Source organism: Aromatoleum sp. (assembly GCF_032027225.1).
GTDB lineage: Bacteria > Pseudomonadota > Gammaproteobacteria > Burkholderiales > Rhodocyclaceae > Aromatoleum.
Map to the genome: position 1 here is coordinate 1 of NZ_JAVSMM010000007.1, position 20,279 is coordinate 20,279.

25 protein-coding genes and 3 pseudogenes are annotated in these 20,279 nt (G+C 65.3%); 5 read left to right on the plus strand and 23 right to left on the minus strand.

All coding sequences use genetic code 11. The features are described 5' to 3' along the window. From ROZ37_RS09520 to ROZ37_RS09570, 11 genes are all read right to left on the minus strand, one after another. The coding region (locus tag ROZ37_RS09520; protein WP_312659301.1) for a DUF3158 family protein at positions 1-161 on the minus strand (161 nt) is incomplete at its 3' end. Next, the gene (locus ROZ37_RS09525) at positions 158-946 is read right to left on the minus strand and encodes a PFL_4669 family integrating conjugative element protein (protein WP_058147923.1); all 789 of its coding nucleotides are present in this window, start codon (positions 944-946) and stop codon (positions 158-160) included. The genes ROZ37_RS09520 and ROZ37_RS09525, both read right to left, overlap by 4 nt. A gap of 188 nt (positions 947-1,134) precedes the next feature. After that, positions 1,135-1,887: an OST-HTH/LOTUS domain-containing protein gene (locus ROZ37_RS09530; RefSeq protein WP_312659097.1), complete on the minus strand. Its 753-nt coding sequence runs from the start codon at positions 1,885-1,887 to the stop codon at positions 1,135-1,137. 238 nt (positions 1,888-2,125) lie between these two features. After that, positions 2,126-3,310 carry an STY4528 family pathogenicity island replication protein gene (locus ROZ37_RS09535; RefSeq protein WP_312659098.1) on the minus strand — a complete coding sequence of 395 codons (1,185 nt, stop codon included), beginning with the start codon at positions 3,308-3,310 and terminating at the stop codon, positions 2,126-2,128. 3 nt (positions 3,311-3,313) lie between these two features. Beyond that, positions 3,314-3,874 (minus strand): DUF2857 domain-containing protein, encoded by a 561-nt coding sequence (locus ROZ37_RS09540; RefSeq protein WP_312659099.1) that lies wholly within the window; start codon positions 3,872-3,874, stop codon positions 3,314-3,316. Positions 3,875-3,891: 17 nt separating this feature from the next. Continuing rightward, complete coding sequence (locus ROZ37_RS09545; RefSeq protein ID WP_312659100.1) at positions 3,892-5,550, minus strand: ParB family protein; 1,659 nt, start codon at positions 5,548-5,550, stop codon at positions 3,892-3,894. Further along, on the minus strand, positions 5,543-5,779 hold the full coding sequence (locus ROZ37_RS09550) for a type II toxin-antitoxin system HicA family toxin (RefSeq protein ID WP_312659101.1): 237 nt from the start codon (positions 5,777-5,779) through the stop codon (positions 5,543-5,545). The genes ROZ37_RS09545 and ROZ37_RS09550 overlap by 8 nt, the downstream gene beginning before the upstream one ends. Next, positions 5,763-6,629 (minus strand): ParA family protein, encoded by an 867-nt coding sequence (locus ROZ37_RS09555; RefSeq protein ID WP_312659102.1) that lies wholly within the window; start codon positions 6,627-6,629, stop codon positions 5,763-5,765. The genes ROZ37_RS09550 and ROZ37_RS09555 overlap by 17 nt, the downstream gene beginning before the upstream one ends. A gap of 40 nt (positions 6,630-6,669) precedes the next feature. After that, positions 6,670-6,888 (minus strand): AlpA family transcriptional regulator, encoded by a 219-nt coding sequence (locus tag ROZ37_RS09560; protein WP_016446183.1) that lies wholly within the window; start codon positions 6,886-6,888, stop codon positions 6,670-6,672. A gap of 118 nt (positions 6,889-7,006) precedes the next feature. Beyond that, positions 7,007-7,768 carry an ATP-binding protein gene (locus tag ROZ37_RS09565; RefSeq protein ID WP_312659302.1) on the minus strand — a complete coding sequence of 254 codons (762 nt, stop codon included), beginning with the start codon at positions 7,766-7,768 and terminating at the stop codon, positions 7,007-7,009. Between the two features lie 532 nt (positions 7,769-8,300). Then, on the minus strand, positions 8,301-9,212 hold the full coding sequence (locus tag ROZ37_RS09570; protein WP_312659303.1) for a LysR family transcriptional regulator: 912 nt from the start codon (positions 9,210-9,212) through the stop codon (positions 8,301-8,303). Positions 9,213-9,842: 630 nt separating this feature from the next. Between ROZ37_RS09570 and ROZ37_RS09575 the strand changes: the two are divergent. Beyond that, positions 9,843-10,181, plus strand: a pseudogene (locus ROZ37_RS09575) (IS4 family transposase); the annotation flags it as partial. Then, positions 10,129-10,317 (plus strand): hypothetical protein, encoded by a 189-nt coding sequence (locus tag ROZ37_RS22095; protein ID WP_409449947.1) that lies wholly within the window; start codon positions 10,129-10,131, stop codon positions 10,315-10,317. The pseudogene ROZ37_RS09575 and the gene ROZ37_RS22095, both read left to right, overlap by 53 nt. Here the strand turns inward: ROZ37_RS22095 and ROZ37_RS09580 are convergent. From ROZ37_RS09580 to cadR, 12 genes and pseudogenes are all read right to left on the minus strand, one after another. Then, a complete protein-coding gene (locus ROZ37_RS09580) occupies positions 10,244-10,435 on the minus strand; it encodes a hypothetical protein (RefSeq protein WP_312659306.1) in 192 nt (63 codons plus the stop codon). The two genes, ROZ37_RS22095 and ROZ37_RS09580, sit on opposite strands and share 74 nt — an antisense overlap. 234 nt (positions 10,436-10,669) lie before the next feature. Beyond that, positions 10,670-10,951: a periplasmic Cu(I)/Cu(II)-binding protein CopK gene (gene copK, locus ROZ37_RS09585; protein ID WP_312659104.1), complete on the minus strand. Its 282-nt coding sequence runs from the start codon at positions 10,949-10,951 to the stop codon at positions 10,670-10,672. A gap of 120 nt (positions 10,952-11,071) precedes the next feature. After that, complete coding sequence (locus tag ROZ37_RS09590; protein WP_312659106.1) at positions 11,072-11,461, minus strand: CzcE family metal-binding protein; 390 nt, start codon at positions 11,459-11,461, stop codon at positions 11,072-11,074. Positions 11,462-11,558: 97 nt separating this feature from the next. Further along, positions 11,559-11,702 carry a hypothetical protein gene (locus ROZ37_RS09595; RefSeq protein ID WP_312659107.1) on the minus strand — a complete coding sequence of 48 codons (144 nt, stop codon included), beginning with the start codon at positions 11,700-11,702 and terminating at the stop codon, positions 11,559-11,561. Positions 11,703-11,886: 184 nt separating this feature from the next. After that, on the minus strand, positions 11,887-12,375 hold the full coding sequence (locus tag ROZ37_RS09600) for a YHS domain-containing protein (protein WP_312659108.1): 489 nt from the start codon (positions 12,373-12,375) through the stop codon (positions 11,887-11,889). A 481-nt stretch (positions 12,376-12,856) separates the two neighbouring features. Continuing rightward, positions 12,857-13,150 carry a cation:proton antiporter gene (locus ROZ37_RS09605; RefSeq protein ID WP_312659109.1) on the minus strand — a complete coding sequence of 98 codons (294 nt, stop codon included), beginning with the start codon at positions 13,148-13,150 and terminating at the stop codon, positions 12,857-12,859. Between the two features lie 84 nt (positions 13,151-13,234). Beyond that, complete coding sequence (locus ROZ37_RS09610; RefSeq protein ID WP_312659111.1) at positions 13,235-13,366, minus strand: hypothetical protein; 132 nt, start codon at positions 13,364-13,366, stop codon at positions 13,235-13,237. A gap of 18 nt (positions 13,367-13,384) precedes the next feature. Next, a complete protein-coding gene (locus ROZ37_RS09615) occupies positions 13,385-13,828 on the minus strand; it encodes a cation:proton antiporter (RefSeq protein ID WP_312659112.1) in 444 nt (147 codons plus the stop codon). A gap of 428 nt (positions 13,829-14,256) precedes the next feature. Continuing rightward, the gene (locus tag ROZ37_RS09620) at positions 14,257-14,514 is read right to left on the minus strand and encodes a DUF5676 family membrane protein (protein ID WP_312659113.1); all 258 of its coding nucleotides are present in this window, start codon (positions 14,512-14,514) and stop codon (positions 14,257-14,259) included. A 197-nt stretch (positions 14,515-14,711) separates the two neighbouring features. Next, positions 14,712-14,945: a hypothetical protein gene (locus ROZ37_RS09625; protein WP_312659114.1), complete on the minus strand. Its 234-nt coding sequence runs from the start codon at positions 14,943-14,945 to the stop codon at positions 14,712-14,714. 470 nt (positions 14,946-15,415) lie between these two features. Next, positions 15,416-16,353, minus strand: a pseudogene (locus ROZ37_RS22100) (class I SAM-dependent methyltransferase). 95 nt (positions 16,354-16,448) lie between these two features. Continuing rightward, positions 16,449-16,919 (minus strand): Cd(II)/Pb(II)-responsive transcriptional regulator, encoded by a 471-nt coding sequence (gene cadR / locus ROZ37_RS09640; protein ID WP_312659116.1) that lies wholly within the window; start codon positions 16,917-16,919, stop codon positions 16,449-16,451. A 120-nt stretch (positions 16,920-17,039) separates the two neighbouring features. Between cadR and ROZ37_RS09645 the strand changes: the two genes are divergently transcribed. The 3 genes and pseudogenes from ROZ37_RS09645 to ROZ37_RS09655 all read left to right on the plus strand — a co-directional run bounded on the left by ROZ37_RS09645 (position 17,040) and on the right by ROZ37_RS09655 (position 20,246). After that, on the plus strand, positions 17,040-17,552 hold the full coding sequence (locus tag ROZ37_RS09645) for a hypothetical protein (protein ID WP_312659117.1): 513 nt from the start codon (positions 17,040-17,042) through the stop codon (positions 17,550-17,552). A gap of 74 nt (positions 17,553-17,626) precedes the next feature. Further along, a pseudogene (locus ROZ37_RS09650) lies at positions 17,627-19,747 on the plus strand (heavy metal translocating P-type ATPase); the annotation flags it as partial. Between the two features lie 61 nt (positions 19,748-19,808). Continuing rightward, on the plus strand, positions 19,809-20,246 hold the full coding sequence (locus ROZ37_RS09655) for a hypothetical protein (protein WP_312659119.1): 438 nt from the start codon (positions 19,809-19,811) through the stop codon (positions 20,244-20,246). Positions 20,247-20,279 lie beyond the last annotated feature (33 nt).

Below are 20,279 nucleotides of genomic sequence, written 5' to 3' on the forward strand. Positions count from 1 at the left end.
CGCAGCGCTGCGCACTGGCTGGCCCAGGTCTCCAGACTCCCCTTACCCTTAAAAGGCTGTAAAAGGCCTTTTAGGTAGCCTGCGTGTTCCAGCCGCTGGAAGTCCGCCTGTTCCAGCGCCACGAAGCGCGTGGAGTGGCTGATGGAGGGCGATGCCGTCATGCGTCAGCACCCTCATTACCCGTCGCTGGGTTGGCTGCGCCATCCGTGTGAGCCGGCGCATCGGGCTCGATGGCGGGCGCAGCAGGCGGCGTGCCGGGCTTGGTCGTCCGCCGCGCGAGCGGTGGCGCGAAGCGCGAGCGGCGCATGCCTTCCAGCACGTCCTGCGGCAGCTCGCCGAACTTCTCCAACGCCGCTCGCGCCGCGGCGTTCTTCGCCGCGAAGTCGTCGCGCGTCGTGCCCGAGTAGCGGTACTGCTGGGCCAGCGAGAACAGGCTGCGCAGCGCGTGCGCGCCATCATTGAGCCAGCGCTCCAAAGTGCTGCGGTCGATCAGCGCCGTGTGGTGCGCCAGGATGAGTTTGCGCGCCAGGTCGTCGTAGTCGGCCAGCAGGTACACCGCCATGAAGCCGAGCTGTGCATTCACGAACAGCGGCAGCTTCACCGGTTGCACATTCATGTTCTCGCCCAGCGACAGCGCCGGTGGCACGTCGGCCAGGGCCTGATCCACCTGTTCGCGCAGGGTCTGCAGGCGGGTCTTGGTGTCGGCGAGCTTGTCCTCGATCCGCAACATCCACCAGTCCGAGTACGGGTCGTCCTGCTCGGCGCCGCGCTTCATCTTGTTCATCGCACTGATGAAGCCGTTGAGTCCGATGATGCCGGCGCGTCCTTCCGTCGGCGCGCGGCCGTGCCAGATGCGCGAAGCGTGGTGCGTGTGCAGCATCAGCGACATCGCGCTGCGCAGCGATCCGAGATTCAGTTGCAGAGGTTCTGTGCGTTCGTTGGCCATGAGAGCGACTCGCGGTGAAGGGGCGAGTCGCCAGCATCGGCATCGGCCGGAAGGCTGTCAGTCAACAAACCGCAGCCCATGCGCGCCCGGTTTGTTCCGCACGGAAGGCTGTGTGTGCCGGCTATCCCCTGGGGATAGCTCGGCGGAGTTGTTTGCGGCACGCGCGGAGGTGAGACCGCGTTGCGGGGCTATGCCTCGCGAGGTCTGTACCAGGCGGCCCGTTGCCCCTCCACCTCACGGTAGCGAAGCTCGAACAGGCGGCACTCGTGCACCACCTGCCGCCAACTGCTGCAGCCGTACTTGGCTGGAAGCTGCTCGGGATGCCGGTCCGCGATCCAGCGGCCAGCGGCGGCGATGGGTGTCCAGCCCTCGACGGCCAACTGCGTGGCGGCCTCGCGTAGCGCACGAACGATGCCGGCGGCCGGCCAGTCCACCGTGCCGTCCGGCGCGATGCCATTGACCACCAGGTCGTGGAACACGTCCGACTGGACGAATTCCGCTGCCAGGCGCCGCGCCTGATCCATGTGCTCGGCCCAGCCGCGCAGCTGCTCGAAGTGTTGATCGATGCGCGTGTAGGCGGAACCGAGTTCGTCCTGTGCAGCGCGGCACCCGTCCACGCTCCATAGATCGTGCTGGTCGATGAAGTGGTGCACCAGTGTGTTGCGCAGCGATACCAGGTCTTTGAGGTCGGCCTGGGTCTTGGCGTAGTCCTGCGCAGACAGGCTCAGTTGCACGCGCGTGCGAAAGGAGATCACGTCGCCGGGAAGATCGTCGTCGCGTTCCTCCCCGCCATTTCCATCGGTGACGACATACGAACCAAACAGTTGTCCGACCAACGTGCCCAGGGGCTTGGTCGCGGCATCTTCAATCCGCGCTGCGCGAATGGCCTCCAGCGAATGCGCCGGGCCTGAAATCTCGTGGTGGGCCACGATGGCTTTCATGAGGCGCTCGTATTGTTGAAGGCGCAACAGGCATCGGCCCAGCAAGCGCTGAACGTCTCGCTGTAGTGGTTGCGGTGCGTTTGCGACGGGGGAAGTCGTCATATCCATCGTTGGCCGGGCCCGTGCGTGGCTGTCCTCATCTGATTCACAGGCGACAGTTTCGCCTGTCGTTCGGCGGGCGACAATCGAGCGCGGCGGAAAGGTGTCTGTTCCAGCTATCCCCTGGGGATAGTCAACATCAGCGCTCACGCAAGGCTTCTCGGAGCTGTGCCAGGTAGGCACGTGCCACCTCGGGGTCAGCCGCACGGGATGCCGGTGGTGACGATGGCGCAGATGGCGGGAACGCTGGTGGCGCCGATGCACTTTCTCCGGCCCAGGCCTTGAACTCCCCGCGGATCGCCTTCTGGATGATGCCGAACAGGTAGCCGGCCGGGTTGCGTACCGCGCTGTTGCGGCAGCGTGCCGCCCACTCGTCGAGCACCGCCTGCCGCTGCGCCTCGTCCACCTGCTGCAGCGCCACCAGTGCGCCGGCCTGCTGCTCGTCCTTCAAGCGCAGGAAACGCTCGGGCAGCCGCAGGTTCTGCAAGGCCCTCGCGCGCGGTACTGTACGTACTTCATTTATACGATCATTACGTACTGTACGGTCCTCCTTCGGAATCCGAAGAGAGCTGTCCGGCGCGGGTTTCGGCCCTGCTTCGGATTCCGAAGACGGGGGCGCAGCATTCCGAAGAAGGGCTTCCTGGCCTTCTTCGGATTCGTGGTCCGCACCCTCCTGTGGATAACCTGGCGTCGTCCAGCCATGCCGCGCCATGCGCTGCGCCAGCACTTGCAGGCGGGTCGGCAGCGTGCGCCCGCTGAGCAGCGGGTCTTCGGCGATCTCCCGCAGCGTGTTCATGCCCACGACCTGCACCGTCTTCGCTGCGTGCGTGAGCGCCTGACTCACCAAGCCCAGGTAGTCCGGGTCGAGCTGCATCGCCTCGAAGGGCGACAGCGGTTCGTCGTGCAGCACGTAGAGGTTGCCTTGGATACGGCCGGTCCTGGGATCGCGCCGCCGCCGCACCAGGCTGAGCCAGCGTGTCAGCCGCAGCAGCGTCAAGGCGCGCGCCACGGTCTCGTGCGAGGCTTGCGCCGCACAGGGCATGGACGCCAGATAGGGGCGGAGCTGGTCGTAGGTGGGAAAGGCGGTCACGCCGTCGTCGTTGAGCTGCAGGCGGAACACCTGCCAGGCGTTGCGCTCCAGCGGCGTCAGGCGCCGGTCGAGGAACAGCCTGCGCGGCACGCTCTCATGGCGGTTGCCGCTGTAGAGGAAACCGTCGGCGGCCGGCGCCGTTCCCTGCGCCGGCTGCAGGTGCTGCAGTGCCTCGTCGAAGAGCGCGGACAGCGCAACGGGGCCTTCGCGCCGCGGTGCGCCGCCCGTGGTCATGGCCTACACCAGCCCCTGGTCGACCCAGTTCCGTATCGCCGACCAGATCACCGACATCGGCAGGCTCAGCGCCTCGGCCAGGTCCATGGTCAGCGCCAGCATCGCCATGTCGTCGGTCAGGGCGACATGGCGCTCGGCGACGCCGGCCTTCCAGCGCTCCCACAAGGCCACGTCCTGCGCCTCGTCGAGCACCGGATGCCGGCCCTTGCGCTTGGGCAGCCCGAGGATGTCGCGGCGCAGCGCCACTTCCTGATGCGTGAGGCCGTAGAACTTGCTGACCATCTCCGTGCTCGCCCCCAGGCGCAGCATGCGGTCGACCGTGGCGATCTCCCGCTCCACGTCGTGCACCTGGCTCAGCAGCCGCTTCAACACCTCCCGGTTCACCGACACCGAACACCACGACACCGTGGCATTCACCAGCATGCTCACGAGTTCGGGGTGCTTCAGCGCATCCAGCTCCTCCTCGCCGAAGCCCATGGCCTTGCAGCGGCGCAACTGGCCGTTGCGCAGGTCATGCAGGGCCTGGGCGATCACGGCTTGGTTGAGCGGGTGCGGTGCCGACATGCGGGGGCCTCCTGCGCTCAGGAATCCTGGCCCGTTACGCCGGCTTCCAGGTCCAGCAGCCGGCGCGCCAGGCGCAGCAGACGGAACAGCTTTACCAGCGCAGCATCGCTCAGGCGTGTGGCCGAGCCGCCGTGGCCATGCAGCAGCGCCGCCAGCTCGTCGGCCAGCCGCGCGCGGTCCAATCCGTTCGCGGAGGGCGGAGCCGCACTCAGCGCATGCAGCAGGGTCAGCACCGCCCGCGCGAACGCCGGCAGCGCTTTCGCCTGGCCCACGGGCGGCGCCACGCAGACGAAGCCGATGCCGCCGTCGATGGCCTCGATGTGGTCGGCCACCGCCGCGTCCCCGGCGATCTCGCGAGCGAACTGCGCGATGTGCACGCGCAGGCGATCCGGCGCGTCCAGCCCCGGCTCGATGTACCAGACGTCCGAGATGGGATAGAGCCCGCCAGCCTGCACGGGGATCGCGCGCAGCGCGTCGGCCTCGAAGTCGGGCAGCTTGTCGCCGAGCTGGTCCGCGACCATCCGCTGGATGGACTGCAGACGCTCGGTGGTCGGCGCCGGCGTCACGATGTGCCCTTGCAGGCGCTCGTCGCGTTGCCCGTGCTGTTCCTCCGGTGCTTCGGGCGATGCAGGCGGTGTCGCTGCTGGCGCTGGAGGCGCGACCGGCGTGGTGTCGCGCGGCACAGACGAGGCGGGTGGCTGCTGAGGCGCGGAGACCGGCGAGGGAGGAGCAGCAGGCACGACAGGCGCTGCCGGTGGCGTCGGCGCCGCCGGTTCGCTGGTCAGCGCGCGCTGGCGGCTTTCGCTGTCGTTGATCTCCAGCGCCAGGGTGTCGTAGTCCGCCTCCAGCAGCTCGGCCATCTGGCCCACCAGCTCGTCCTGCACCCGCTGCGGCGAGAAGTCGTCCGGCTGTGTGTCGAACTGCGTCAGCACGTCCTGAAACAAGGTGGCGAAGTCCACGGCCACGGTGCGGCCCAGCGCACGCCGCTCCCAGGTGCGCTCGCACGCCTTGCGCAGCACTGCGAGCCGGTCCACCTGATGCCGGCCCAATCCGCCGTACAACAACGTCGGGATCGCCGGCAGCAGATAGCGCACCGCATCGTTCATGCGGCTGATGTGTGACTGCGGCACCGGATAGCCGTCGGCCGTCAGACGCCGCGCGAGTTCGCTCTGCGACAGCGCCTGGCCACTTTCCTGCTCGTAGAACTCGCGCGCCTTCTCGATGCCCAAGGCCCGCTCGATGAATGTCAGCCCGCCGCGCAGCTCGTTCTCGGCCAGATGCCCGGTCAGCGCCACGATTTCGCCGCGCGCCGGCCACGGGCGGAACAGGCACGCAATGCGGAAGAAGCGTTCCTCCTTGGTCTCGCTCCACAACTCGCGTAGGATCGCCAGCCGCGTGTTACCGCCGTTGCGAATGATGTAGTGCGCCTCGCCCGGCCTGCGCGTGATCGCGGGGGGCGCGTCCAGCCCGCGTTCGCGGATGGACGCCTTGATCTCCGCATAGGCCGGGTTGCGCGTCACGCGCGGGTCGTGGTCGTAGGGCCGCAACTGGTCCAGCGTCACCACCATCGGCGTGTCGGCGATGGGGTCACTCAAGGTCGCGGCCGAGGGGCCGCTGCGCTCGAAGCCGGTGGCCAGCAGCTTGGCAGCCATGTCCTGCGGCGTCAGCTCAGCCACGGCCGTTCTCCTGCGCCTGCCGGTCGGCGCGGCGAAGCTGCGCGCGGGCATTGCGGTCGGCACGGTGGTCGCTCGCAGTCGCGCTGGTGTAGATCGACGCGCAGCCTCGTTTCATGAACTTCAGGTGCCCACCGGACGTGCGCACCACGCACCAGCCTTCGCCCAGCGCGAACTCGATCAGCGCGCGCAGCCGTTCACGGCCGCGCGCCAGTTCATGCGCGCTCGCCATGGCCGGCCCCTCCCGCATCGGCCCGGCCGGTGACCAGCGCAAAGCGCTCCCGCCACGCGGGGAACAGCTCACCGGCCAGCGTGCGCATGGTGTCCAGCGCCGCGGGCGCCGCGCGCCCAGCCGGCCGCCGGTACTCCACCCGATGCACCGGCAATCCTCGTGTCGCAGCGCGCGGATAGGCTTCGATGGCCGGGACGTCGGTGTCCAGCACCTGCACGCCGGCCTGTTCCTGGAACACCTGTCGCAGCGCCTGCTGGACCAGCCGCGCGTTCGACGACACCGGATGCACACGGTTGATGAGCAGGCGCAGCGGCGGCGGTTCGATGCCCAGGTGCCGATACGGCGCGATGTCCTCGATCAGTTGCAGCGTGCCGCGCCGCAGCTCGCGCGCCGCGAGGATTTCCGGCGTCACCGGCGACAGCGCCAGGTCGGACGCCAGCACCGCCATCTCCAGCAGCACGCTTCGCGCGCCCTGGGTGTCGATCAGCAGCAAGTCATAGTGCGTGCGGAAGACGGGAAGCAAATGGCGCAGTCGCAGGCGCCCATCCGGTGCGTGCAGCAGCAGCGTGTTCAGTTCGCCGCGGTCGTCGTTGGAGAGCACCAGGTCCAGGTCCGCGATCGCGGTGCGCGACACCAGTTGCTCGATGCGCCGCTCGTTGAAGGCCAGCATCTCGTAGATGCCGCCGGGCGCGCGAACGTCCAGCGTGAAGTAGCTCGACAGCGTGGGCTGCACGTCCAGGTCCAGCAGCAGCACGCGAAGCCCGGCATCGGCGATGAAGCCGCCCAGGTTGGCCGCCGTCGTGGTCTTGCCCACGCCGCCCTTGGTCGAAATGATGGACACCACCTGCATGAGCTTCTCCTCGTCGAATGGCATGAATCGAGAAGAAGCGTCAGGCGCGTTCTTTGAGGCGATCGGCAATCCACTGTTCGATCTCCACCGAGTCCCAGCCCACCGCGCGCACGCCCAGGCGCAGCGCCTTGGGGAACTTGCCTTCCTTCATCAGGCTGTAGATGTGCGCGCGCTTGAAGCCGGTCTTGGCTTCGACCTCGGCGCGGCGCAGGATGCGGTGCTCGGTCGGTGCCGCCGTGGCGGTGGTCTGCGAAGACATGAGGGTCACTCCTTAACGCTCAGTGGCGCTGATTGGCGTGACTCGAATTAACAACGCCGCGTTGAAGAAAGACACCGCAAATGCGGTTTCTGCGACCGCAGATACGGTCTGGCTTCGCTCAGGGAGTCGTGCTCTGCAAATTGCGCCGAGCCAGTGCGAACTTGGCCTGCAGGGTGCGCTCGGTGATGCCCATCATGTTGCCGTGGTGCGCCACCATCGCGCTGATGATGGCCTCCTGCGTCAGGAAGCTGGAATACGGCATGCCGCTGGGCGACTTGCCCAGCAGCAGCGTCAGTAGCCCGCCAACGATGTTCAGGTAGGTCGATTCGCTGCGCGGCCCCAGCGTGTTCGCACGCTCCGTGTCGGCCGCGCAGGCGGTGTGCGTTTTCAGCAGCGCCTCATGCTCGGCGCGCAGCGTCTCGTGCACGCCCAAGTGTTCCGCCAGCCGCGCCTTGATCGCTTCCCGCTCGACCAGCAATGCGCCCACTGTGTCCAGGCTGATCGCCGGGTGAAGCGCACGCTCGATCTCATCGAACAGAAACGCCGGTTTCTCGCCGGGGTAGTAGTGCGCCATCCAGGCTTTCAGATCGACGTGCCGCACCGTCAGCGACGGGTCGTCCATCGCCAGGCCCTGCGTGTCCCGCACCAAGCCCTCCTTGCCATACGGCATCTCGCCGTGAGCCAGCGCATCGAAGATTCTTTCGGCGTTCAACCGCAGCGTCGGCCAGCGCGGAAACTCCGTTGGCTCCGGCAGCGGCCGCTGTCCCAATGTCGCCAGGATGCGCCGCTCGAAGCGCAGCAATCCGCTCCAGCGGATTGCCGCCTCGAGCGGGCGGTAGTAGGTCTTGGCGCCATCGGCCAGACTGCTCGACTTCGGCATATCGCGCGCCTCCATTCGTCATCGCACCGAGTCCACACACGCGCACCCGTCGTACAGGCGGCGTGCGCGGATGTCCAGGAGCCTCCGGGCGAAACGAGCAGGTGGCGAGGCGGCGAAGACCGTGGCATCGGTGATGCCGCCTTTACCGTTGCGAGATGTGCGCCTTGTCGGGCATGGTCCCATTACTCACAATTCGTAAGTCGCGAAACATGCCGTCACCAACGTCATTCGCGGGCGCCATGCTTGCCCCGGAGAACTAGGCCAAAGTCTTTGCAAGGAAATGGGTCCAGTAAAGCGCGATCAACTCAATACACCAAAACCGATACGCATACGGCAAGCACTGTTGCGCCGCGCGTCTTCGCTGTGACGCGCCACGCTGGTCATGCGATTTTCATCGAAGAATGCCAATCGCAAGCACAGTCAAGGCCTGACTGCAGCGCGCCAGGGCACCGCGGCAATGGATTCCCGCTGTAGCAAAAGAGGTCTGGCGCTTTGACCAAAATGGAATCGGCCAACCCGCCTGAAGCAGTCCTTATGCGAGCCATTGCGTATCCAATGGCATATGGCCGACACGCTCCGCACGGTCAATGAAGTGGCGCAGTGGCTCCGACATCGCGCCCTCGGGATGTAGCAGGTAGGTCGTCAGCGCCGCCGAGTCTTCATCCAGCGGCCGGACGATCACGTCCGCCTGCCGGCATGCCACCACGTGCGCCGCGGTGGAAAATCCCACGCCGTAGCCGGCCGCTACCAGGGCCAGCATCAGCGAGTGGGTCGTCACGTACTCGGCCACGACCGGCGGTGTCTCCACTAGGCGCAGCAGGCGCTCGCATTGCCGGCTGCACTCCTGACCAACCTGCGGGTGACACAGCACCAGCGGGTAGCCCACGACCTCTTCCAGCGGTACCCGCTTGTGCGCCAGCAAGGGGTGCCGCGCGGGTACGGCCACCAGCAGCGGATCTTGCCACACCGGCCTGGCGACCAGCCCGGCCTCCATCTCGCCGGCCATCGCAAAGGCCGCGTCGTACAGGTCGTTGCCCAGCCCGCCCACCACTTGCGACAGCGGCGCCTCGAACAGCCGGATGCCCACTTCCGGCGCCTCCTCCCGGCACAGCGCGAGCAGTGCCGACAGCCGGGTCCGCCCGACGCCGCCGGCCAAGGCGATGCGCAAGGTGCCCCGGTGTCCCGCCGCCACCGCCCGCGCCTTGGTCTGGGCTTGCTCAAGGGTCAGCAGCACGCGCCGGGCCTCCTCCAGGAACACCTGCCCGGCCGGGGTCAGGCGCACGCCGCGCGGTGTGCGCTCCAGCAGCGTCACGCCCAGGTCCGCCTCCAGTTGGCGAATCGTGCGCGACAGGGGCGACTGCTCCACATGCAGCCGCCGCGCCGCCCGGCCAAAGTGCAACTCCTCGGCCACCGCGATGAAACAGCGAAGATGGCGTAAGTTCATGTATTTCCCCCAGAAGATGGAGTCCATTCCTCTGACCGTAGGGAACCGCATGAGTGCTTCCCGGTGACGATACCGGTCAAAGAGGCTTACCAGTCGCCGCCATCCGGCCTTCTGCCGCCGGCACAAGGCGCCGAGTGTCCAAACAAGGCCGGGTTATTCCATCGGTGTTGCCTTATCAGGCAAAACCACCGACAATCAATAATAAATCTCATTAACATCTGAGTCTAAATGGAGTCAAGCCGATCAAGCTCGAGGTGGCGAACCTGTCCCCCCCACGGCAGCGTGTTCTGGAACGACGAACGCATGAGCGACGAGCAGATCGCGCAGCGGCTGCAGGCCTCCGCGTCGCGCTAGCCCCAGCCCGAGGACTTCATCCGCGGCGACCGCCGGGTGGGCCCACCAGCGCGTCGCCCAGGCGATGGCGGCTGCGCAGAAGTCCGGGGCGTTGGAACTGGGCTTCGTGACCGATCCGGGCGGCGACCGGGGTGAGTCGAAAGACACTCCCATGAAACTGCGTCGGCATGCGCGCCCTGACGCCGGCGCGTCGTCGCCGACGCCAATCTGATCGAACGGCAGCTGCTCACCAATTGCGCGGCCGACACCCTGGCGGCAGCCACCGAACTCATCGACTTGTATCGCTGCCGCTGGGAGATCGAAACCTTCGTCAAGGTGCTCAAGAACGGCTGCCGGGTCGAAGCCCTGCAACTGGCGAGTGTTGCCAAGATCGAGCGCGCCTTGGCCGTCTACATGGTGGTGGCTTGGCGCTTGGCACACCTGGTTCGTCTGGGACGCGCTCACCCCGACCTCGAAGCCACCGCACTGCATACCGCCGACGAATGGAAAGGCGCCTACATTCTGGCGAAGAAACCCATCCCGGTTGCCCCCCACGATCCGCGAGGTGATCCAGCAAATCGCCATGCTTGGCGGATTTCTCGGCCGCAAGCGCGACGGCGAACCCGGCGTGAAGACCTGTGGCGGGGTCTCCAGCGTGTCAGAGGCTTCATCGAGGGCGTCGAGCATATGCGGGCTGGTCATGCGATATGAGCTGTGTGGAATCCTATGCGTTGCAACCGGCTTAGCGTACGGTTTTTTTCCGTTTTCTTAGACGACCCCAGTGGCCTCTGCAGCGCGTCCACCTGGCCGGCCGCCGCCGCGGAGAGCGGGAGCGTGGCCGCAAGAACCGCTGCATACATGGTCCGCAGCCGCATGGTCGATACTTTCATGAATTTTCTCCCGTCGTTGAACAACCTCTCTGCCGGGAGTGCCGAGGTCAGGTTTGCACTCAAGCGACAATCATTGTTCGGTCGCTCGGGTCGATTGCCCGACATTCTTGTCCATCGCGCCGCGTGGATGTCGACGAATAGGTGCATTGCGGCACCCAAATGAAATAACGGCCCGCAATGCCGGTCGGCAAGCGGGCCGTTCGTCTGCGGCCGCTTCGCGACCGCGCGGCGGCTTCAATTGCCGCGATGGTCGCGATGCAGCGCTTGTTCGAGGCGCCAGATCTCGTTGCCCTTCATCATGATTTTCTTGCCGTCCTTCGTTTCCATCGCGTGGCCATCCTTCATCGAGACAACCTGGCCAAGCTTGTTTTCCATGGCCATCTTGCCGTCCTTGAAAATGTACACGGTCGAACCGTCTTTCAATTCGTACGACTTGTCGACATTGCCCTGATCCACGGCTAAGGCCGAGGTGGCGATCAAGACGGACGCAGCAGCAGCGGCGATTTTCGTGAGCATGATTGACTCCTTGTGGTTGAGTTGCAGCAGCATGAATCGAGCGGTTGGCGGCGCCGGGCGGCCATCCTTTCCCGACATGCCGCACTTATTCCGCGGTAATCGCCCGTAGGGCGGCGAAGATCATCCGCCCCGATACATAGGGCTCTCGGTGACATATACGGTCACCCCCTCGACGCCAGGGATGATTTTCGACAGCGGAAAACTTGCGGTTCCCAAGGTGTCGAAGGTCCAATTAACGGTCTTGTCGGCCACCCGAATCGCAACGGTCTCGAGTCGTACGACATTGATATGAGGGGTGTCCTTGTCGACGATGACTCCCCGCACTGGGGTGGTTGACGATGCATAGCCATAACGCGAGAGTTGCCGCTCGCTCGGTTGGCTGGAAGAGGCCTGGACATGCTCGAGCCAGTGCGTTGCGCCGCTTTCGGAATAGTCCTCATGCGCGAATGCGCCGGATGCCGCCGTAATCAGCGCTGTTGCAACAACCGTGCGGGTCAATGTGCTCTTCATGGTGTTTCCCCTTGCAGTATCAGAATCAGGCGCTCGCCTTCGAGCGACCATGAGCACATGCTAAAGGGGAGCCACTGACTGCAAGATGTCCCGGAAATTACTTCGGCATCAGGTTTCTGTCATTTTCAGGACAGAAATGATCGGCCAGGACATGCTGGAAACTGCCTGATGCGGCATCGGTGGGCGTGGTCGGCATGGCAGGCGATCGGGTTGAGGTCACGCGCACCATCGAAGTGACCATGGACAACTCCATGCACGTCGTTCCCGACCACACCACCGTCAAGGCCGGCGAGAGTGTCGCGCCTGTCGGCAGGGCGAACCGAAACGACGGTGTGTCCCACGCACTGCGCTCCCCCCGGGCACCCACGTTCCAATATGGTCTTTCGCCACGATCACCGCGACGCGCGACGCTGCCGGATGTGCTGTCAATGGCAGTCAGAAGGCGGACCGACCTGCAGGTGGCCAATCTCACACTCTTCCGTGTAGTGAACGAAGCCGCGACGCAGGCGCTCGGCCCACCCACTGCCGAGCCGCGCACCGGTATCCGCGAAGGCGGTCTCGATTTGGGTCGCGGTCGCCTGCAACAGATCATACGTCACGACGATCTCCGCACCGCGCACCTCCACCGCCTCGATCCCCATTAAAGCGCCCACTCGTGCCCGCGCGGAATCGGCCTGGTACGCGTCGAGGGCCGTGTCGAGCGCAAAGCGCCGGCGCTTGAGCACCGTCTGTCCGCTCTGTTTCGGAGCCGGGCGGCCGGGCAGGCCGACATACAGGTGCGGGTTGGCAAGGAAGCGCTCGCGGCACTGCGCCGTACAGAAAGCGAAGTGCCTACCCAAATACTCGGTGCCGAGGCTGCTTGGATCCACCCACATTCCGCACACCACGTCCTTGATCGGTTCCTTGTCTTTCACTGTAGTCTCCCAAACACACGGTTGTCGGCACCGCCGACGATAGCCTCTGGTGATCTCGAGCCGCGGTCGTGCATTGCGCGTTCCTCAGGCGAGCAGCGCGGCAAACATGGCCTCCTGCGTCTCATCGCGCCATCGGCGATACGCGTCCAGGCGTCGGAAATCATTCGAGTCGCCGCCTGCTCGCCCGCAAGCCAGGGATTGTTGTCGCCGGCGCGCTGTCGCAGGAGGTCAAGAAAGAGCGCGCTGCGTTGCCAGAAGTCCGCCTGGCAGTGCCATGGCGCCGCCCAGAAAGACGCCCCGTCGCAGGAGGCGGCCGATTCCGCGTCGAGTTCTGCCAGGACGGGCAATGCGGCGCCTGGCCGGTCCGTCGACACGGTTGCAATTCGCCGGTGTGCCTTCCTCACAGTGCTCGTGGGGGTCGGTGTGTCCTTCATTTCAGTTCTCTCCTCAAGGTGTCAGGCATCCGCCGCAACCGGACGCATCATGGCCTCTCCCGCAGGACGTGCCCGCTACCGTCATCGTCCGGCGCGGCCTCGGGGTGCCAACGTGCGTAGATCGCCTTCAGCGCGAAGGGCGGGAGCGCCGTGGTAAGTGCGATCACGATCAGCAGGGCCGCATACGCTTCGGTGTTGAGGAGGCCATTGGCCAGGCCCACTTGCGTGAAGATGAGGCCGACCTCCCCGCGTGGCACCATGGCGAGCCCGATCACGGCCTGGCGCAGCCGGCTCTCCCGGATGCAGTAGCCGGCAAGACTCTTGCCGGCGATCGCGATCACCAGTTACCACCATGGTCACGAGCAAGCTGGGCGACGCGCTCCTGCGGTCGTAGCGATCGATTACGCAGGCGACCAGCTTGGCTGTCACGGGGCGAGCACGACAAACAGGAAAATGTACGGGCTGACCTGGCCGACGGAAGTCGGCGTAATCTCCCCGATGACCGCGAACTGATACAGGAATGCCAACGCGAGCACGCCCAGGATGTCGTCCAGCACCGCCGCACCGATGATGATCTACGCCTCGTCCGAAGAGCCACGCCGCAGGTCCGTCAGCACCCGCACTGTGATGCCGATGCTCGTCGCGGTGAGGGTGTCGCCGATGAACAGACTAGCCATGAGAGGCAGTTCAAAGCCGTACCGGCTGACGCCCGCTCCGAGTGCAAAAGGGAGTGCAAATCCCGTGAGGGAGACGAGCACCGGCTTCGCGCCGGCACGGGCGAGCCGGTACACGTCGGTATTCATGCCCACCTCGAACAGCAGCAGGATGATGCCGATTTCAGCCAGGATCTCCAGGGGAGTGCTCGGAGAGACCCAGCCTAGCAGCGAAGGCCCCAGGATCAATCCGGCCGTCAATTCGCCGATGACTGCGGGAATACCTAGCCGGCTCGCGGTTTCTGCCAGTAGTCGGGCACCGAGCAACACCATGGCAAGCGCGAGGAAGAATTCGTGCAGTTCCACCGCTCACCCGCGCCTGGATGCGGTCACCGTTAGTGCGATCCCGCCCACAGCCCGCATATGCGCACCGGCGCGAGGGCGAGAGCCGGCGTCAATCGCGGGGTGCCCCTTGGTTGGGCGTCGTCATGTCGTCTTGTGTGACGGGCGCTCCCTGAACGGCCTGCCGTGCTCCCAGGAAGAAAGCGCTGACACGCAGCGTTTCAGCGACGCGCCGGCTCGCGAAGGGTCCATACCACGCGGACCGCCCCTTGCATCCGCGGCGGTCCGCGCCCAGAGGGCGCAGTACCACGTAGAAGCCGGTCGGCACCGTGCCGCGGCGCGACGCGTCCAACCGGACGATCTCGCCACGCATGGACGCCAGCAGGCGCCCGCGCACCGCCGGGCGCCTGCGCTCACCAACTGCGGCGTCGCGGGTCCCCATGCGTCCGGCCTCACGCACCCCAGCGCCGCTGGAGGAAGTTGTAGACCGGGACGTAGACGAGGCCCGCGTAGACGCCGTAGAGAAAGCTCTCCACCAGCCCGATCGCGAACACGGACCAGCTCAGCCACTTGAAACCGGGCAATACCTGCTCGAGGAACGCATGCATGTGCAAACTCTCCGGGGTGGCGAGCCCGTAGGCGACGCAAAACACGAAGCTAAACGCGCTTGAGATCCCCAATGCCCATGGCACTACCTTCAGGTTCAACATGATTGCCCCCTAGTGCCGGTGCCCGCCGGTCTGCCGCGGCCCGCTCTTGTCGTCATCCTTGCCATGCCCCCGTGCCAGCCGCCGCAGCCGCCATGTCCGAACATGTGCATGCCGACGAAAACGGCGAGGATCAACACGAAAAACCAGTTCTCGGATAGCCATTCCATTTGAGCCTCCTCATCCGCCACGCGCGGCATTCACTGACAGCGATGCTGAATCGACGGGTGGAGATCCCGATTGGGGGCCTCGCAGGTCTCCAAGCCCTGCCGCAACCGTTCCTCCCAGCCCTCTCCGAGTTGTGCGCCGACCGCCGCCAGGCGGACCTCGATTTGCCGGGCCTCCACCTGCAGCAGGTCGCAGACGAACTCGATCCAGCTGCCGCTGACCTTCACCGCCCGGATGCCGGGCAGCGCCTCAAGCGCCTCGGTCACGCGAGCGCCCTGCTCGGGGGACAACGAGGCAGCCAAGGACAGGCGCCGGTGCCGCAGGACTTGCAGTCCCCTCTGGCGGGGCGGCCGCTGCCCGCGCAGGCCGGCGTACCGATGGGGGAAGGCCAGAAACCGGTCGCGGCACTCGACCGAGCAGAAGCCGTATTCGGTTCCAGGAACACCGCGGAAATCTCGCGCGAGCGTACTTCCCTCCCGCACACCGGATCCCTCACCGACGAGTTCACTGGACTACCCTCCGGCCCAGCAGGAACCAGTTCGACTGTATGGAAACGATCTTGCGCCTGCGCATCCGACGGGGCTGTGACGCTGGCATTACAACGGCGTAAGCCGCCGAGCGCGCATGCTCCGGCGGCACGCAGACCGATCCGCGCGGTCATGGTGCCCGCCCGGTTGCCGGCTGCCGAGCGGCGGGCTGACCGCCGTAAAGCTCGCAGCGGTGGAGAAGCACAACGTCAGCGGGGAGCATTGATGTTGGCCCGGTCGCCGTGGTACAGATCGGTGCGCGTGAGGGGCACTGGCCATGAGCCCTGCTGACGGCTGGACGTCAGAATTTGGTAAACGCCGGTGCTGCCGGCTTCGAACTCGAGCGCGCAGGCCGCCATGTACAGGTGCCAGACGCGCCAGACAGCCTCGCCGACTTCCCGCACTGCGGCGTCTCGCGCGGCTTCCAGGCGAGCGACCCGGTGCCGCAACGTGAGCGCGTAGTAGGGGCGCAGGCCTTCCACATCGTGGATCTTAAAGCCCGCCCGTTCCATGCCGAACTGGATGTTGCTCACGCAGTCAAGTTCGCCGTCAGGGAACACGTATCGGTTGATGAACTCGGTCCCTACGGTCTTCTTCCAGCCCTCTTCATCGTGAGTGATGCCATGGTTGAGGAACAGACCGCCGGGCCGCAGCACGCTGCGCACCGTCGCATAGTAGGCCGCAGGTTCGCCAGCCCCACATGCTCGAACATCCCGATGCTGGCCACCTTGTCGTACACCGCCTTGCCGGCCAAGTCGCGGTAGTCGCACAACTCGACCGTCACCCGGGCCTCGAGCCCCTCAGCGCGGATGCGCCGTTGCGCGTAGTCGAGCTGGCGTTGGCTCAACGTAATGCCGTGCGCAAGGACGCCGTGCTCCCGTGCGGCCCAGCAGACCAGCGCGCCCTAACCGCAGCCGATGTCGAGCAAGCGCTCGCCGGGTTGCAGCCGGAGCTTGCGGCAGGTGTGCTCGAGCTTATTGCGCTGAGCTGTGTCCAGCGTGTCATCGGGGTGCTCGAAGTAGGCGCACGAATAGACGCGTTCGGGGTCCAGCCACAGTCCGTAGAACTCATTGGACACGTCATAGTGGAACGAAATCGCGGCGTAATCGCTGTGGCGCGAGTGGCGATGGGAGAAGCGCCGCGCCACCCGCGAGGCGAAGCCGCGAGGGGTCGCCTCACGAAACGGAAAAAATCGTACGTTAAGACTTTACCGTCCGCTGCAACACGGATTGCCCGCTCCGCTCACCGTTCCTTCGCTTTTCGCGTAATCACCGCTGGGTGCCCTTTCCCCGCCGGATGGCATACGCACGCCTCGCCATGAGCGGCGGCCTCCAGTTCGTGCAGGATGCCGCAGTCCGCGGCCACGTGCCCCGTGCCGCAGCTCGCCCGCAACGCCACCAACTGATTCTCCAGGGCGTTCAGGGACTTCAACCGCGCCCGCACTCGCTCAAGATGTTCGTCGACCAACCGGTTGATCTCACCGCAGTCAGCCTGCGGATGCGCCACGAAATCCAGGAGGTGCCGGATTTCGGCAAGCGACATATCGAGTGCCCGGCAGTGGCGAATGAAAGTCAGGCGTTCGAGGTGTGCCTCGTCATAGTGACGGTAGCCGTTCGCCGCCCGCGCAGGCGCCGGAAGCAGCCCCTCCTTCTCGTAGTAGCGGATGGTCTCGACATCTACCCCCGTCGCGCGACCGAGCTCGCTTACTCGCATAGCATCTCCTGACCCGGCTTGGCATGGTGCCGCCGGTTGACCCTGTAGTGACTACAAGGTTTTCAATGTGTTCACTGCCAAAGCGGGCAGGACGCAGGGAACCCCCGAAAGGAGCTCGAGATGAAACCGCTGATCACATTGGGTCTGGCCGCGGCCTTGGTACTGCCAGCGCCGGTCTTATTCGCCGCTGACAACCCCGCGAGCGCCGCAAGCCAAGCTGAGCAGACTACGCCTGACACCGCCGAGTTCGAAAAGCAAATGGCTCAGGCGCAGGAGAACATGAAAAAAATGCAGGAGCAGATGGATCAAATTCGCCAGACGCAGGATCCCCAAGCACGGCAGAAGCTGCTGCAGGACCACTGGAACACGATGCAGAACAACATGCAGATGATGCATGGAATGTGGGGGGCGGGAACGATGGGCTGTTGCGCGGGCACGCCCATGATGGGTCAAGGAAGGATGGGCGGTCGCATGATGGGCGGGCCGATGTGGGGTGACTATCGGCAGTTGACGCCCGAGCAGCTCAAGCAGCGTCAGTACATGATGGAGCAGTACATGCCGATGCAACAGATGATGATGGATCACATGATGCAGCATCAGCAATGGATGTGGCAGCAGCCGCGATCGAAGTGAGCAACGAGGGGGCGACCGCTTCGCCTCCCTGAGGCGCAAGCGCCCCCCAATTTCTCGGCATGAACGCCATGAAGCAATCCGTTTTCGTCATCACCAACATGGACTGCCCGACCGAAGAGGCGCTCATCCGCAAGCGCCTCGGCGCCGTATCGGGCATCGATCAACTCACGTTCAATCTGATGGAGCGTCGCCTCACCGTCGGCCACACGTTGCCCGACGAGCGACCGATTTTCGATGCGCTGCTTGAAATCGGCATGCGGGCAGAGCCTTCGCAGCCGACGCGATCCGAGAGCTGCACGAGCTGCGAAGTCGACCGGGGGCCCACGGTGTCGTCCAAAACCTGGGTTCTGATGGCGGCGTCGGGCGTGACTGCGATCGGCGCCGAGGTCCTTGCCTGGACGGTCGCGTCGGAAACTTCACCGGCGGTCATCGCGCTCGCCTTGTTCTCCATTGCCACCGGAGGACTTCCGACGCTGCGTAAGGGTTGGATCGCGCTCAAGACCTTAACCCTCAATATCAACTTCCTGATGAGCATCGCCGTGATCGGGGCGATCGCGATCGGGGAGTGGCCCGAAGCTGCGGTCGTCGTTTTTCTCTTCGCGCTGGCGGAGCTGATCGAGACGATGTCGCTGGAACGGGCCAGAAACGCGGTCCGCAGTCTGATGGCGATGAGCCCGGAGACGGCGACCGTGCGGCTCGACAGTGGCGAGTGGCGCGAATTGGCTGCGGCCGACGTTCAGGTGGGGCAAATCGCGCGCGTGCGACCCGGCGAGCGGATCCCGCTCGACGGCGTCCTCACCGCGGGAGCGAGCTCGGTGAATCAGGCGCCGATCACGGGCGAGAGCATCCCGGTCGAAAAGTCCGCCGCCGACCCGGTATTCGCCGGGACAGTAAACGAGCGCGGCGCCTTCGAGTTCCGAGTCACCGCCATCAAGAGCGACACGACGCTCGCGCACATCGTTCGCGCGGTGCAGGAGGCGCAGGGGCAACGTGCCCCCACACAGCGTTTCATCGACCGTTTCTCGCGCGTCTATACGCCAGCTGTCGTGGTTGTCGCCGCATTGATCGCGGCGGTGCCACCGCTCGCGTTCGGGGCTCCTTTCCAGGACTGGTTCTACAAGGCGCTGGTCATGTTGGTGATCGCATGCCCCTGCGCGCTGGTCATTTCAACACCTGTCACCATCGTAAGCGGCCTAGCGGCCGCCGCGCGTCACGGCATTTTGGTCAAGGGAGGGGTCTATCTGGAGAACGGTCGTCTGCTCCGGGCAGTCGCTCTCGACAAGACCGGGACCCTCACTCATGGCCGCCCCCTCGTCACGGATGTCATCCCCCTCGTGGACCGCCCCACCGAAGAACTGCTGCAACTGGCCGCCAGTGTTGACGCCCATTCCGAGCACCCGGTAGCGGCGGCCATCGTCGCCGCTTGGCACAACCCTAAGCAGCGCCCTTTGCTCGACGTCACCTCGTTCGAGGCCCTCACGGGCCGTGGCGCGAAGGCCTCAGTCGAAGGTCGCTTCTACCACGTTGGCAATCATCGGCTCGTAGAGGAATTAGGTATCTGCGCACCGCACGTGGAAGAAGTGCTCGAGCGTTTGGAACGGGAGGGCAAGACTGCGGTGGTGCTCGCCTCCGAGCGCGAACCGATGTGCGTGTTCGGCGTGGCAGACACGGTGCGCGGTCACAGCGCCGACGCGGTCCGCGATCTCCATGCGCTCGGCGTCACATCGGTCATGCTCACCGGCGACAACCCGACGACCGCGCGCGCGATCGCCGATCAGGTCGGCATCAACGACGCCCGGGGCAGCCTCTTGCCCGAGGACAAACTCGCTGCGATCGATGAGCTTCTCGCCAGTTATGGGCAGGTCGGGATGGTGGGCGACGGCATCAATGACGCACCCGCGCTCGCGAAGGCGTCTATTGGCTTCGCAATGGGCGCGGCCGGCACGGACACGGCGATCGAGACAGCCGACGTTGCGTTCATGGACGACGACCTGCGCAAACTGCCGCGCTTCATCACGCTTTCGCGAGGCACCTCACGCGTGCTGAAGCAGAACATTACGCTCGCGCTCGGCATCAAGGCGCTGTTTTTTGCGCTTGCACTGTCGGGACAAGCAACGCTGTGGATGGCGGTCTTCGCTGATATGGGAGCGAGTCTGATCGTCGTGGGGAACGGGCTACGGCTGTTGCGGAGATAGTCTCCCAACGTGAAAGGAGGGTGCGGACGATGCTACGACCTTCAGGGAATGGAGTCCGTCGATGCTACAACCGTTCGACGTGTTTCTAAGGACGCAATCCCGAAGCCTCGTCGACGGTCGACGCCATCTACCCCCCGGTCGACGAGAGCCGCGTCACGTTCAGCACTGGCCAGTTGATGGTCTTGGCGCTCGACGCCTTGCCAGCAACGGGAATTTTTTGTTTTTTTTGCTCGCGGAGCTTGTCCAGGCCTTGCAGACGATCGCCCTCGAAGGCGAGAAGCACATAGTTCGCACGCGCCCGAGGACCTGCACGCTGGGCCTGGTCGACGCCGACTTCCAGGACGCCTTCCTCATCTTTTCCAGCGAGCGCGTACGCCCCGGCGTCATCCCCTCCGAGTCGGTCATCTTTATGTACCGCTGCCACTATCCCGAGCGCGAATACGACGAAGTGATGCGAAACTGCCGCGTCCTCGTGTGTTTGCGGGCGTTTCCGAGATGAGCTGCATCGGTGTAAGGGCCCCGGCAAGCGGGT

Coding starts and splice junctions, on each gene's coding strand:
- ROZ37_RS09525 (WP_058147923.1), bottom strand. CDS start 946: ATGGCCAACGAACGCACAGAACCTCTGCAACTGAATCTCGGATCGCTG.
- ROZ37_RS09530 (WP_312659097.1), bottom strand. CDS start 1,887: ATGAAAGCCATCGTGGCCCACCACGAGATTTCAGGCCCGGCGCATTCG.
- ROZ37_RS09535 (WP_312659098.1), bottom strand. CDS start 3,310: ATGACCACGGGCGGCGCACCGCGGCGCGAAGGCCCCGTTGCGCTGTCC.
- ROZ37_RS09540 (WP_312659099.1), bottom strand. CDS start 3,874: ATGTCGGCACCGCACCCGCTCAACCAAGCCGTGATCGCCCAGGCCCTG.
- ROZ37_RS09550 (WP_312659101.1), bottom strand. CDS start 5,779: ATGGCGAGCGCGCATGAACTGGCGCGCGGCCGTGAACGGCTGCGCGCG.
- ROZ37_RS09555 (WP_312659102.1), bottom strand. CDS start 6,629: ATGCAGGTGGTGTCCATCATTTCGACCAAGGGCGGCGTGGGCAAGACC.
- ROZ37_RS09560 (WP_016446183.1), bottom strand. CDS start 6,888: ATGTCTTCGCAGACCACCGCCACGGCGGCACCGACCGAGCACCGCATC.
- ROZ37_RS09565 (WP_312659302.1), bottom strand. CDS start 7,768: ATGCCGAAGTCGAGCAGTCTGGCCGATGGCGCCAAGACCTACTACCGC.
- ROZ37_RS09570 (WP_312659303.1), bottom strand. CDS start 9,212: ATGAACTTACGCCATCTTCGCTGTTTCATCGCGGTGGCCGAGGAGTTG.
- ROZ37_RS22095 (WP_409449947.1), top strand. CDS start 10,129: ATGCTTGGCGGATTTCTCGGCCGCAAGCGCGACGGCGAACCCGGCGTG.
- ROZ37_RS09580 (WP_312659306.1), bottom strand. CDS start 10,435: ATGAAAGTATCGACCATGCGGCTGCGGACCATGTATGCAGCGGTTCTT.
- copK (WP_312659104.1), bottom strand. CDS start 10,951: ATGCTCACGAAAATCGCCGCTGCTGCTGCGTCCGTCTTGATCGCCACC.
- ROZ37_RS09590 (WP_312659106.1), bottom strand. CDS start 11,461: ATGAAGAGCACATTGACCCGCACGGTTGTTGCAACAGCGCTGATTACG.
- ROZ37_RS09595 (WP_312659107.1), bottom strand. CDS start 11,702: ATGGTCACTTCGATGGTGCGCGTGACCTCAACCCGATCGCCTGCCATG.
- ROZ37_RS09620 (WP_312659113.1), bottom strand. CDS start 14,514: ATGTTGAACCTGAAGGTAGTGCCATGGGCATTGGGGATCTCAAGCGCG.
- cadR (WP_312659116.1), bottom strand. CDS start 16,919: ATGCGAGTAAGCGAGCTCGGTCGCGCGACGGGGGTAGATGTCGAGACC.
- ROZ37_RS09645 (WP_312659117.1), top strand. CDS start 17,040: ATGAAACCGCTGATCACATTGGGTCTGGCCGCGGCCTTGGTACTGCCA.
- ROZ37_RS09655 (WP_312659119.1), top strand. CDS start 19,809: ATGCTACAACCGTTCGACGTGTTTCTAAGGACGCAATCCCGAAGCCTC.